A 12,133-nucleotide genomic window follows, 5' to 3' on the forward strand; every position below is an offset into this window, starting at 1 on the left:
ACCAAGAGCCCCCGGAGACACCGATGAGCCTGCCCCCAACCTTCAACTTCGCCGAACACCTGTTTGCGCTCAACCGCGGGCGCGCGCAAAAGACCGCCTACATCGACGACCGCGGCACGCTGAGCTATGGCGAGCTCGAGGATGGCGCCCGGCGCTTCGCCTCGGTGTTGCTGGCCGCAGGCATCCAGCGCGAAGACCGCGTCCTGTTGCTGCAGCTGGACAGCACCGATTGGCCGGTGAGCTTTCTCGGCTGCCTCTATGCGGGCATCGTGCCGGTCGCGGTCAACACGCTGCTGACGGCCGATGACTATGCCTACATGCTCGAGCACAGCGGCGCGACGGCGGCCCTCGTGTCGGGCGCGCTGACGGACGTGCTGCTGCAGGCCGTCGCGAAGGCGCCAAAAAGCGCACCCAGACAGCTCATCGTGTCGCAGCCGGCCGGGGCGCTGCCGGACAACGCGCTGGACATGGGCGCGGCTGTTGCGGCCGCCGAACCGCTCGCCGCGCCCGCCCTGACGGCGCCCGGGGACCACGCCTTCTGGCTCTATTCGTCCGGCTCGACCGGCCGGCCCAAGGGCACGGTGCACTCGCACGCCAACCCTTGGTGGACGGAAAAGCTGTTCGGTGGCCCGGTGCTCGGCCTGACCGAAAGCGACGTCTGCTTTTCGGCCGCCAAGCTGTACTTCGCCTACGGCCTCGGCAACGCCCTGACCTTTCCACTCTCGGTGGGTGCGAGCGTGGTGCTCATGGCCGAGCGGCCGACGCCCGATGCCACCTTCCGGCGCTGGACCGGTGCCACCCCGAGCGGCGGTGGCGTCAAGCCCACCGTATTTTTCGGCGCGCCCACCGGCTTCGCGGGGATGCTCGCTTCGGCCTCGCTGCCGGTGCGCGAGGCGGTCGCGCTGCGCATGTGCTCTTCGGCCGGCGAGGCACTGCCGGGCGAGATCGCGCAGCGCTTCAAGGCGCACTTCGGCTGCGAGATCATCGACGGCATCGGTTCGACCGAGATGCTGCATGTGTTCATCTCCAACCGGCCCGGCGACATCCGCTACGGCACCACCGGCCGCCCGGTAGAGGGCTACGCGATCGAACTTCGCGGCGAGGACGGCCGGCCCGTGCCCGACGGCGAGGTGGGCGACCTGTTCATCAAGGGACCGAGCGCCGCGCTGATGTACTGGGGCAACCCCGAAAAGACGCGCGACACCTTCCAGGACGGCTGGACCCGCAGCGGCGACAAGTACTCGCGCGACGCGGACGGCTACTACACCTACGCCGGGCGCAGCGACGACATGCTCAAGGTCAGCGGCATCTACGTGTCGCCGTTCGAGGTCGAATCCACGCTGATGCTGCACCCTGCCGTGCTCGAGGCCGCCGTGATCGGCAAGGAAGACGCGGACGGCCTCACCAAGACCAAGGCCTACGTGGTGCTGAAGGCCGGCCGGTCCGCCAGCGACGACGAACTCAAGGCCTTCGTGAAGGAGCGGCTGGCGCCCTACAAGTACCCGCGCTTCATCGAGTTCGTCGACGAACTGCCGAAGACGGCGACCGGCAAGATCCAACGCTTTCGCCTGCGCGAACGGGAGCGCGAAGCGTGAGCGATCCGTCCGAATTCACCGCCATCCCCTGGCGGGGAAAAGACGTGTGCATCGAATACGCGCGCATCGCACCCGAACGCACCGACGCGCCGCTGGTCGTCTTCCTGCACGAAGGCCTGGGTTCGGTCGCGATGTGGAAGGACTTCCCCGTGAAGCTCTGCGAGGCCGGTGGTTTCCGCGGCCTGGTGTTCTCGCGCCCCGGCTACGGCCGCTCGACACCGCGCGAACCCGACGAGTTCTGGGACGTCGACTACATGCACCGCCAGGCGCACGAGGTGCTGCCCGCCTTCTTCGAAGCCATCGGCCTCAAGGAGAAGCCCTGGCTCTTCGGCCACAGCGACGGCGGCTCGATCTCGCTTCTCTACGCCTCACATTTTCCCGAACGCGTGGCCGGGCTGGTGCTGCTCGCGCCGCACATCTTCGTGGAAGACCTGACTGTGGCGAACATCGACCAGGCGCGCGTGGCCTGGCTCGAGACCGACCTGCCGAAGAAGCTGGCCCGCTACCACGACGACGCCGAAGCCACCTTCTGGGGCTGGAACCACATCTGGCTGCACCCGCCCTTCAGGCAATGGAACATCGAAGCCGGGCTCGACGCCATCCGTTGCCCGGTTCTTGCTATCCAGGGAATCGACGACGAGTACGGCACACTGCGCCAGATTCGCGGCATCGCCGAGCGGGTGCCCGGAACCCGGCTGCTCGAGCTCCCCAACTGCGGGCATTCCCCGCATCGGGACCAGCCGGAACAGGTCATAGTGGCGGCCGTTTCGTTCGTCGAAGCAGCCGACCGGCGGGCAGGGAAAACTCGTTCTTGAGAGATAAATGATTTACCCTTAAAGTATCTGCCATCCCATTCCTGCCAACCGTCGCCAGGCTGTTTCCGTCTTTTTCACCCTCATCATCAACGCCAGGAGATACCCATGACCACCAGCGTCGCACGCACCACCCTGACCGCCCTCGCCCTGGCCTGCGTCGCCACGCTGGGCCATGCCCAGCAGGCCAAGCTGAAGGTCGGTCTCATGCTGCCCTACAGCGGCACCTTCACCGCGCTCGGCGTGGCGATCGAGAACGGCTTCAAGCTGCGCGTCGAGGAACAAGGCGGCAAGCTCGGCGGCCGGGAGATCGAGTACATCAAGGTCGACGACGAATCCGATCCGGCCAAGGCCACCGACAACGTGAACAAGCTGATCAAGCGCGACAACGTCGACGTGATCGTCGGCACCGTGCACTCCGGCGTGGCGATGGCCATGGCCAAGGCCGCCAAGGAGAGCGGCACCGTGCTGATCGTGCCGAACGCCGGCGCCGACGCCGTGACGGGCCCGATGTGCGCGCCGAACATCTTTCGCAGCTCGTTCTCGAACTGGCAGCCGGCCTTCGCGATGGGCGAGGTCGCGGCCAAGCAGCAGGGCAAGAAGAAGGCCATGACCATCACCTGGAAGTACGCGGCGGGCGACGAGTCGGTCGCCGGCTTCAAGGAAGGCTTCGAGAAGGCGGGTGGCCAGGTCACCAAGCAACTGAACGTGCCGTTCCCCAACGTGGAGTTCCAGGCGCTGCTGACCGAGATCGCAGCCGCCAAGCCCGATGCGGTGTATGCCTTCTTCGCGGGCGGCGGCGCGGTCAAGTTCGTCAAGGACTATGCGGCGGCCGGGCTCAACAAGACCATTCCGCTCTACGGCCCCGGCTTCCTGACCGACGGCACGCTCGACGCACAGGGCGAGGCGGCGCAAGGCATGCTCACCACGCTGCACTATGCCGACGGCCTCAACACGCCGCGCGACACCGCTTTCCGCACCGCCTATGCCAAGGCCTTCAAGCTGCAGCCCGACGTGTACGCAGTGCAGGGCTACGACGCGGCGCAGATGCTCGGCATCGGCCTGGCCGCGGTCAAGGGCGACATCGGCAAGAAGGCCGAGTTCGCCTCGGCCATCGAGAAGGCGAAGATCGACAGCCCGCGCGGTCCGTTCTCGATCGGCAAGTCGCACAACCCGGTGCAGGACATCTACCTGCGCAAGGTCGAGGGCAAGGAAAACAAGATGGTCAGCATCGCGAGCAAGAGCCTGGCCGATCCGGCTCGCGGGTGCAGGATGTAAAGCACACCCCCAGTCTTCGCGCACTTCGTGTCGCTACGCCAACCCCCTTGCAGGGGGCAACACCAGCGGCCCGGCGAAGCCGGTTCCGCGGTGTTTCCCGAAGGGGCATTTTTTCGTCAACGGCTGCAACCAAGAATTTGAAACGTGGACATCGGCACCTTTCTCGTCCAATGCCTGAACTCGGTTCAGTACGGACTTCTGCTTTTCCTGGTCGCCTCGGGGCTGACGCTGATCTTCGGGATCATGGGCGTCATCAATCTGGCGCATGGCAGCTTCTACATGCTGGGCGCCTACATGGCGTTCGCGCTGTCGCCGCTGTTCGGCGACCAGTTCATCGTGATGCTCGCGGCCGGCGTGGTGCTGGCCGCGGTGTTCGGCTACCTGCTGGAGTGGGTCTTCTTCAGCTACCTCTACCAACGCGACCACCTGCAGCAGGTGCTGATGACCTACGGGCTCATCCTGGTGTTCGAGGAGCTGCGCTCGCTGCTGGTCGGCAATGACGTGCATGGCGTCAAGGCGCCGCCCTGGCTCGAAGGCAGCTTCGCGCTGGGCGACCTGATGAGCTACCCGTGGTATCGCCTGTTCGCCTCGGCGGCCTGCATCGCGCTGGCGATCGGCCTCTACCTGGTGGTGAACCGCACGCGGCTCGGCATGATGGTGCGCGCCGGCGCGAGCAACCGCGACATGGTGCGCGGCCTCGGCATCGACATCCGGCGGCTCTACCGCATCGTGTTCGCGGCCGGCGTGGCGCTGGCCGCACTCGCCGGCATGATCGCGGCGCCGATGTCGTCGGTCTACCCGGGCATGGGCAGCAGCGTGCTCATCATCTGCTTCGTGGTGGTCGTGATCGGCGGCATCGGCTCGATCACCGGCGCGCTGGTCGCGTCGCTGCTGGTCGGTTTCGTCGATACCTTCGGCAAGGTTTTCTTCGCCGAGCTGAGCGGCATGGGGGTGTATGTGCTGATGGCGATCGTGCTGATCTGGCGCCCCGAAGGCCTGATGGGACGCAAAGCATGATGCGCCGCCTCAACCACTTTCTGCCGCTGTTCTGCGCCATCGTGCTCGCGCTGCTCGGGCCGGCGCTGAGCCCCTATCTGTCGGACTTCATCGTCAAGGTGATGATTCTCTCGATCTTTGCGCTGAGCCTCGAACTACTGGTCGGCATGACCGGGCTGGTGAGCCTGGGCCATGCCGCGTTCTACGGCATCGGCGCCTATGCCACCGTGCTGGGCTCCGGCGCGGAGGGCGGCTCCATTGCATGGCTGCTGCCGCTGGCGATGGGCTCGGCCGCGGCGTATGCGCTGGTCGTCGGCGCGCTCAGCCTGCGCACGCGCGGGGTGTACTTCATCATGGTCACGCTGGCTTTCGCGCAGATGGCATTCTTCGTGTTCCACGACACCAAGGTCGGCGGCGGCAGCGACGGCATCTACATGTACGTGAGGCCCGTGCTCGGCGCGCTCGACATGGAGAACCGGCGCGTGCAGTTCTATGCGGTGCTGGCCGCGCTGGTGGCCACCTACGGCCTGCTCGCGCTGATCCGGCGCTCGCGCTTCGGCGCTGCGCTGGCCGGCATCCGCGTCAACGAACAGCGCATGCGCGCGGCCGGCTTTCCGGTCTACGGCTACAAGCTCGCGGCCTTCGTGCTGGCGGGCGCGCTGGCCGGCCTGGCCGGCTTTCTGGTGGCGGCGCGCGACGGCGTGGTCAACCCCGAACTGCTGGCCTGGCACAACTCCGGAGAGGTGCTGCTCATGATCATTCTCGGCGGGCTGGGCCACCTGCGCGGCGCAGTGATCGGAGCGGTGGCATTCACGCTGCTGAAGGAATTCCTGTCGACGCAGGCCTTCGTCGGGCCGCTGGCCGACCACTGGCAGCTGACGCTGGGCCTCGCGATCATCGCGTTCGTCGCGTTGCTGCCCAAGGGCCTGATCGGCATCGCTGCGCGTTTCGCGCCGAGGAGCGCGGCATGAGTGCCCTGCTGGCCGTCAACAGCCTGACCCGCCGTTTCGGCGGTCTGGTCGCCGTGAGCGCGGTGACGCTCGACCTGCATCGCGGCGAGGTGCACGCGGTAATCGGCACCAACGGCGCAGGCAAGTCGACGCTGATCAACATGCTCTCCGGCGAGATCGCCGCCTCCGAAGGGCGCATCACGCTCGAAGGCGACGACATCACCACGCGCGCCCAGTCGCGCCGCGCGCGCGAAGGCGTGGGCCGCAGCTACCAGCGCACCACCATCTTTCCGGAATTCACCGTGCACGAAAACTGCCGCCTGTCGGCACAGGCCGCAGCGCCGCGGCCGTGGGCGATCTGGCAGGCCTCGAGCCGCTGCGCCGCGAGCAATGCGGCGGCCGACGAAGCCCTGAGCGCAGCCGGCCTCGAGGCCGACGCGCACCGCATTGCCGGCACGCTGAGCCACGGCGCCAAGCGCCAGCTCGAAGTCGCGATGTGCCTTGCCACGCGGCCGCGCGTGCTGCTGCTGGACGAGCCGCTCGCCGGCATGGGCGCCGAAGAAACGGAACGCATGCTGGCACTGCTGACGCGGCTCAAGACATCGCATGCGATCCTGCTGGTGGAACACGACATGGACGCGGTGTTCCGCATTGCCGACCGCATCACGGTGATGGTCAACGGCACGGTGATCGCGACCGGCGACCCGGCCTCGATCCGCAACAACGCGGACGTCCGCACCGCCTATCTCGGCGAGGAGGATTGAGATGCTGCAAGTCCAGGGTCTCAACACCTACTACGGCGACAGCCACATCCTGCGCGGCGTCGACATCGAACTGCCGGCGGCCACCTCGGTCGGCCTGCTCGGACGCAACGGCATGGGCAAGACCACGCTGATCCGCACGCTGATGGGCTACGTGCGGCCCGCGGCCGGCCGCGTGCAGCTCGATGGCCAGGACGTGACGGGCTGGGTGCCCGAAAAGATGGCGCGGCGCGGCATCGGCTACGTGCCGGAGGGCCGTGGCATCTTTCCGAACCTGTCGGTGCGCGAGAACCTCTTGATGAGCGCGCGTGCCGGCATCGACGGCCAGCGCGCCTGGACCTTCGATCGCGTCATGGCGACTTTTCCGCGCCTGACGGAGCGGCTCGGACACGGTGGCCAGCAGCTCTCGGGTGGCGAACAGCAGATGCTGTCGATCGGCCGCGCGCTCATGACGAATCCGCGCCTGTTGATCCTCGACGAGGCCACCGAGGGGCTGGCGCCGCTGGTGGTAGTGGAAATCTGGCGCGTGATCGCCGACATTCGCGCGACGGGCATCGCCACGCTGATCGTCGACCGCGACTGGCGCAAGGTGCTGGCGCACACCGACCGCGCGGCCGTGATGGAGAAAGGCCGCATCGTGCTCGCGTCGGAATCGGGCGCGCTGGCGGCGGCGCCCGAAGCCCTGTCTGCCCTGCTGGGCGTTTGATGCGGTCTTGCATTCACAGCGTCCGGCGTTGATCTGAGCGCTTCGGTTTCGGGGTGGGCTCAGAGCGGCGGGGCACGCTGAACAGGTAGAGCGTGCCCTGGGCCGCTGGTGGTGGGTGGCCCCTGCAGCGAAATAAAGGAGGAGGCCGCAGGCCGGGGGACATTCGCGGAAGGGGCCACCCGCCGCCAGCGGCCTGCCCCAAGCCCCCTGTTCGAAACGACGCTCATCCGAGGCGTCCGCAGCGACGCGCCTGCATGCGTCCAGCGCGTCTCGTAAACCCTGACCCGAAATGTCGTTGAAACGACTGACCGCGCGACGCGTGCAAAAAACAATGGGTTCCTACCGATCACCCCTCCGCAACAGCACACGCCAACGATGTCCAAACGCAAAGTGATTCTGACCATTGCCCCGACCGGCGGCATGGCGCACAAGTCGCAGAACCCCGCCCTCCCCACCCAGCCGAAAGAAATCGCCGAAGACGTCATTCGATGCTGGAACGCCGGCGCGAGCGTGGTCGCGATCCATGCCCGCCGCCCCGACGACGGCGCCACCTGCAACGCCGACATCTACCGCGACATCAACACCCGCATCCGCGCCAAGAGCGACATCGTGATCAACAACTCCACGGGCGGCGGCGTGCATGGCGACATGGTCAAGCCGCTGGCCGGCGACCGCTGGGAAATCCTCTGGGAGGAGCGACTGAAAGGCATGGATGCCGGCGCCGAGATGTGCACGCTGGACGCGACCACGCTCAATCTGAGCTTCGAAGGCAAGGAGATCCTCATGGACACCTCGCTGACCCGCGGCCGTGAACTCGCGGCGGGAATGAAAGCGCGCGGCATCAAGCCCGAATGGGAAGTCTTCAGCCCGACGCACATCCTCCAGGACACCACCACGCTGATCGACGAAGGGCTGGACGACGCACCGCACTTCATCAATCTCGTGATGAACGTGCATCGCAATTTCCAGAACGCAATGCCCTACTCGCCGCGCTTCCTTCAGATGATGGTGGACACCCTTCCGAAGAACAGCATCTTCTGCGTCAGCGGCATCGGCCCTTCGCAGCTCGAAGCCAACGTGGCCTCGCTGCTACTGGGCGGCCATGCGCGCGTGGGCCTGGAAGACAACCTGTATTTCCGCCAGGGCGAACTCGCAACCAACATACAGCTGACCGAGCGGATCGTCCGCGTGATGCGCGAGCTCGACATGGAGCCGGCAACACCGGCCGAGGCGCGCGAAATGATGGGCCTGCCGCGCATCGGTTCCGTCCGGCCAGCGTTCGCGCTCTGAAGTCATCCCTGCCCACTCATCCAAAAGACAGACAGAACATGAAAACCGCACGCATCGCCACCGCCCTGGTTCTCGGCGCGACCGCCATCAGCGCCTCCGCCCAGATCTCGGACGACGTCGTCCGGATCGGTTTCATCAGCGACATGTCCGGCATCTACCGCGACTACGACGGCCCTGCCGGTGCCGAGGCGATCCGGATGGCCATCGCCGACTTGGGCGGCGTGCTGAATGGCAAGAAGATCGAACTGCTCACCGCCGACCATCAGAACAAGCCGGACATCGCTGCCGCGAAGGCGCGGGAATGGTTCGACGTCAACAAGGTCGACATGCTGATCGGCGGCGTGAACTCCGGCGCAGCCATCGCGATGGCGGGCGTTGCCGCGGACAAGAAGAAACCCTTCTTCGTGGTCGGTTCCGGAGCCTCCAGCCTGACCAACGAGTTCTGCTCGCCCTACACCGTGCACTACGCCTACGACACGGTGGCCATGGCGCGCGGCACCGCCAGCGCGGTGGTCAAGTCCGGCGGCAAGAGCTGGTACTTCGTGGCGGCCGACTATGCCTTCGGCGCAGCGCTGCAAAACGATGCCAGCAAGGTCATCCTTGCCAATGGCGGCACGGTGGCGGGGTCGGTCAAGCATCCGCTCGGCGCCAGCGACTTCTCTTCGTTCATGCTGCAGGCGCAGGGCTCGAACGCCCAGGTTCTGGCACTGGCCAATGCAGGCGGCGATACCGTCAACGCCCTCAAGTCCGCTGCCGAGTTCGGGCTCAGCAAGAACATGAAGCTGGCCGGCATGATCATCACGATCAACGATGTACACGCCCTCGGCCTGAAGACCGCCCAGAACATGTACCTGACCGACAGCTGGTACTGGAACCAGACGCCGGAATCCCGGGAATGGGCACGCCGCTTCTTCGACAAGCACAAGCGCATGCCCTCCTCCTTCCACGCAGGCGACTACTCGGCTGCGGTGCAGTACCTGAAGGCGGTGAAAGCAGCCGGCACCGACGACGCGGACACGGTGATGGCGCAACTGAAGAAGTCGAAGTTCGAGGACATGTTCGTCAAGGGCGGCTGGCTGCGCGGAGACGGACTCATGGTGCACGACATGCAGCTGATGCAGGTCAAGACGCCGGCCGAGTCCAGCGAACCGTGGGACTACTACAAGGTGGTCGAGCGGATCAAGGGCGAAGCAGCCTGGACAACGAAAGCAGAAAGCCGGTGCGCCCGATGGAAGGTTTGATGGTCAGCGGCTGATACCGGATCGCGCTCAAGGACAGTGAACCCTGGCGTTTGCCGGCAGGAGCTTCGTGCTTGACGTTTCGGGGTAGGTCTGTGGGGCGGGCCGCCGAAGGCCGGGGGACATTCGCGGAGCAGCGTGCCCCGCCGCCCTGATCCCACCCCCGAACCTGAGCGCCCCGAACCTCAGCGCCCAGATCGAGCCCCTCACGTCCGCAAGAAACTCACCCGCGCCGCGTGCGTGATGGCGACGACGCACGGATGCTTGATGCGGCGCTCGACCGAGATGGCAAAGAACTCCTCGACCAGTTCGGAGGTGCGCCCCACCACCTCGACACCGTACTGCGCGCAGGTCTCCTCCTCGAGCACGGCCGGCGACATGAACACGCCGCGCCCTTCGCCGCCGAACGCCTTGAGCAACGCGGCATCGTCGAACTCGCCGATGAGACGCGGCCGCAAGGCATGCTCGGCCAGCCACAGATCCAGGCGTTGCCGCATGGCCGACGACGACCCCTGGATCAGCATCGGCGCGCCATCGAGGCAGCCGGGAAACGATCCCTTGAGCGATTGCTTCAGCGCGGGCGCCGCGAAGAACGTCATCGCCGTGGTGCCGAGCGTGTGGTTGAAGGCCTTGACGCTGGTCTGCTTGCTCATCGGCTCGTCGGCAATCACGAGATCGAGGCGCTGCACCGAAAGTTGTGCCAGCAGATCGCGAAAGTTGCCTTCGTGGCAAACCAGGCGAACCTGCTCGGGAATGGTGAGGGCGGGCTCGAGGAGCCTGTAGGCGATGGCCTTGGGCACCGCATCCGCGATCCCGACTCGAAAACTCAGGCTGCGCCCGGCCGGGCTCCTGCTGCTGACCGCGGCCTCGAGCTCCGCGCCCAGCGCAAAGATGTGGTCGGCGTAGCTCAGCGCGGTGCGACCCTCGGGCGTCAGTTCGAGACCGCGCCCGCTTTTCTGGAACAGGCGGCATCCCAGCGAGTCTTCGAGCATCTTGATCTGCGCCGACAGGGTCTGCGGCGTGATGTGCAGCTGCTGGCCCGCGCGGACGACGCCGCCCGCCTTGGCCGCAGCCCAGAAATAGTGGAGGTGCTTGTAGTTCAAGGTTGCAGGACGCTGTCGATACTGCGTGAAAAGCGATGTAACGATGCCAAATATACGACTTTTATCGAAACCTGACTGCCCCTACATTGGACGAGTACCACCTTCACAGGAGAAATCAGATGAGAGACAACATTCAGGTATTCGGCGCCGGCCAGTCCATCGGGGACTCGAGCGCGCAGCGCAACCAGGTGCTGCGCAACACCTACTGGCTGCTCGCGCTGTCGATGGTGCCTACGGTTCTGGGCGCCTGGATCGGTGTGGCGACGGGCGTGGCCAGCGCGATGTCGCCCGGCATCGGCATGGTGGTCTTTCTGGCCGGTGCCTTCGGCTTCATGTTCGCGATCGAAAAGACCAAGAACTCCGCGGCCGGCGTGCCGGTGCTGCTGGCGTTCACCTTCTTCATGGGCCTGATGCTGTCCCGCCTGGTCGGCAGCGTGCTGGGCCTCTCGAACGGTGCGAGCCTGGTGATGACCGCCTTCGCCGGCACGGGTGCCGTGTTCCTCGGCATGGCTTCGCTGTCGTCGGTGATCAAGCGCGACCTGACGTCGATGGGCAAGTGGCTTTTCATCGGCGCCATTCTTCTGCTGGTCGCCGGCATCGCCAACTTCTTCATCCAGTCGAGCGCGTTGATGATCACGTTGTCGGTGCTGGCCGTGGGCATCTTCTCGGCCTTCATCCTGCACGACCTGAAGCGCGTGAAAGACGGCCACGAAACCAACTACATCACCGCCACGCTCGGCGTCTATCTCAGCCTCTACAACGTGTTCCAGTCGCTGCTCATGCTGCTCGGCATCGGCGGTGGACGCGACGAGTAAACCGTTTTTCAAGGAGCCGCCATGCGTCTCACCACCAAAGGCCGGATGGCCGTCGTTGCAATGGTCGACGTGGCCTTGCACGGAAAGACCGGGCCGATTGCGCTGGCCGTCATCGCCCGCCGGCAGCGCATTTCGATCTCGTACCTCGAACTGATGTTCGCCGACCTGCGCCGGCACGGCCTCGTGGCATCGACGCGCGGACCGGGCGGCGGCTACACGATCGGCCGGCCCGCGGCAAAAATCTCGGTGGCAGACATCGTCTACGCGGTCGATGGTTCCGGTACCGAGTCGGGCCAGCGCGGCTTCGATCTGGTCGCCCCGGACGACCAACGATGCCTGACCCCCGACCTCTGGTCTTCGCTGAGCCAGCGTGTCGTGGAGTTCCTGGATTCGATCAGCCTGCAGAAGCTGGTCGATGACCAGATCGCCAGCGGCGTGCGGATCGAAAGCGAAAGCGCCCCCGTCAGGCAGGCCGAACCGGTTCGTGCACGAGTGGCGCCGAGCCGCCCGAAGGCGCCGAACTCCGTGTTCGAACTCGGCAAGTTCCAGGCGGGTTGATCGCCGCCACCGTGCTCAAACCCCGAAAAGC

12 protein-coding genes are annotated in these 12,133 nt (G+C 66.0%); 11 read left to right on the forward strand and 1 reads right to left on the reverse strand.

Translation table 11 applies throughout. The annotated features are described in order from the left end of the window. The first annotated feature begins 23 nt into the window (after positions 1-23). The 9 genes from QTI05_RS01930 to QTI05_RS01970 all read left to right on the forward strand — a co-directional run bounded on the left by QTI05_RS01930 (position 24) and on the right by QTI05_RS01970 (position 9,629). On the forward strand, positions 24-1,595 hold the full coding sequence (locus QTI05_RS01930; RefSeq protein WP_286622711.1) for a benzoate-CoA ligase family protein: 1,572 nt from the start codon (positions 24-26) through the stop codon (positions 1,593-1,595). Continuing rightward, the gene (locus QTI05_RS01935; protein WP_286542328.1) at positions 1,592-2,410 is read left to right on the forward strand and encodes an alpha/beta fold hydrolase; all 819 of its coding nucleotides are present in this window, start codon (positions 1,592-1,594) and stop codon (positions 2,408-2,410) included. The genes QTI05_RS01930 and QTI05_RS01935 overlap by 4 nt, the downstream gene beginning before the upstream one ends. Positions 2,411-2,515: 105 nt before the next feature. Next, on the forward strand, positions 2,516-3,685 hold the full coding sequence (locus tag QTI05_RS01940) for an ABC transporter substrate-binding protein (protein WP_286542326.1): 1,170 nt from the start codon (positions 2,516-2,518) through the stop codon (positions 3,683-3,685). 144 nt (positions 3,686-3,829) lie between these two features. After that, on the forward strand, positions 3,830-4,702 hold the full coding sequence (locus QTI05_RS01945; RefSeq protein WP_286542324.1) for a branched-chain amino acid ABC transporter permease: 873 nt from the start codon (positions 3,830-3,832) through the stop codon (positions 4,700-4,702). Continuing rightward, the gene (locus tag QTI05_RS01950; RefSeq protein WP_286622712.1) at positions 4,699-5,652 is read left to right on the forward strand and encodes a branched-chain amino acid ABC transporter permease; all 954 of its coding nucleotides are present in this window, start codon (positions 4,699-4,701) and stop codon (positions 5,650-5,652) included. Before QTI05_RS01945 ends, QTI05_RS01950 begins: the two co-directional genes overlap by 4 nt. Continuing rightward, positions 5,649-6,395, forward strand: a complete 747-nt coding sequence (locus QTI05_RS01955) for an ABC transporter ATP-binding protein (RefSeq protein ID WP_286622713.1) — start codon at positions 5,649-5,651, stop codon at positions 6,393-6,395. The genes QTI05_RS01950 and QTI05_RS01955 overlap by 4 nt, the downstream gene beginning before the upstream one ends. A gap of 1 nt (position 6,396) precedes the next feature. After that, entirely contained in the window at positions 6,397-7,098 is a 702-nt protein-coding gene (locus QTI05_RS01960; RefSeq protein WP_286542319.1) for an ABC transporter ATP-binding protein, read from the forward strand. Between the two features lie 375 nt (positions 7,099-7,473). Further along, the gene (locus tag QTI05_RS01965) at positions 7,474-8,388 is read left to right on the forward strand and encodes a beta-keto acid cleavage family enzyme (RefSeq protein WP_286542317.1); all 915 of its coding nucleotides are present in this window, start codon (positions 7,474-7,476) and stop codon (positions 8,386-8,388) included. Between the two features lie 38 nt (positions 8,389-8,426). Then, positions 8,427-9,629, forward strand: a complete 1,203-nt coding sequence (locus tag QTI05_RS01970) for an ABC transporter substrate-binding protein (RefSeq protein WP_286622714.1) — start codon at positions 8,427-8,429, stop codon at positions 9,627-9,629. A 203-nt stretch (positions 9,630-9,832) separates the two neighbouring features. Here QTI05_RS01970 and nhaR read toward each other — a convergent pair whose 3' ends face one another. After that, positions 9,833-10,729: a transcriptional activator NhaR gene (nhaR, locus tag QTI05_RS01975; protein ID WP_286542314.1), complete on the reverse strand. Its 897-nt coding sequence runs from the start codon at positions 10,727-10,729 to the stop codon at positions 9,833-9,835. Between the two features lie 119 nt (positions 10,730-10,848). Here nhaR and QTI05_RS01980 point away from each other — a divergent pair, with 119 nt between their 5' ends. Both QTI05_RS01980 and QTI05_RS01985 read left to right on the forward strand, forming a co-directional pair. Continuing rightward, a complete protein-coding gene (locus QTI05_RS01980; protein WP_286622715.1) occupies positions 10,849-11,544 on the forward strand; it encodes a Bax inhibitor-1 family protein in 696 nt (231 codons plus the stop codon). A gap of 21 nt (positions 11,545-11,565) precedes the next feature. After that, the gene (locus tag QTI05_RS01985; protein WP_286542310.1) at positions 11,566-12,102 is read left to right on the forward strand and encodes an Rrf2 family transcriptional regulator; all 537 of its coding nucleotides are present in this window, start codon (positions 11,566-11,568) and stop codon (positions 12,100-12,102) included. Positions 12,103-12,133 lie beyond the last annotated feature (31 nt).

Source organism: Variovorax fucosicus (genome assembly GCF_030316825.1).
Taxonomy (GTDB): Bacteria; Pseudomonadota; Gammaproteobacteria; order Burkholderiales; family Burkholderiaceae_C; genus Variovorax; species Variovorax fucosicus.

Bases quoted from the DNA above. Each gene is read 5' to 3' on its own strand.
- QTI05_RS01960 (WP_286542319.1), top strand. From the start codon at position 6,397: ATGCTGCAAGTCCAGGGTCTCAACACCTACTACGGCGACAGCCACATC.
- QTI05_RS01940 (WP_286542326.1), top strand. From the start codon at position 2,516: ATGACCACCAGCGTCGCACGCACCACCCTGACCGCCCTCGCCCTGGCC.
- QTI05_RS01965 (WP_286542317.1), top strand. From the start codon at position 7,474: ATGTCCAAACGCAAAGTGATTCTGACCATTGCCCCGACCGGCGGCATG.
- QTI05_RS01970 (WP_286622714.1), top strand. From the start codon at position 8,427: ATGAAAACCGCACGCATCGCCACCGCCCTGGTTCTCGGCGCGACCGCC.
- QTI05_RS01980 (WP_286622715.1), top strand. From the start codon at position 10,849: ATGAGAGACAACATTCAGGTATTCGGCGCCGGCCAGTCCATCGGGGAC.
- QTI05_RS01950 (WP_286622712.1), top strand. From the start codon at position 4,699: ATGATGCGCCGCCTCAACCACTTTCTGCCGCTGTTCTGCGCCATCGTG.
- QTI05_RS01985 (WP_286542310.1), top strand. From the start codon at position 11,566: ATGCGTCTCACCACCAAAGGCCGGATGGCCGTCGTTGCAATGGTCGAC.
- QTI05_RS01955 (WP_286622713.1), top strand. From the start codon at position 5,649: ATGAGTGCCCTGCTGGCCGTCAACAGCCTGACCCGCCGTTTCGGCGGT.
- QTI05_RS01930 (WP_286622711.1), top strand. From the start codon at position 24: ATGAGCCTGCCCCCAACCTTCAACTTCGCCGAACACCTGTTTGCGCTC.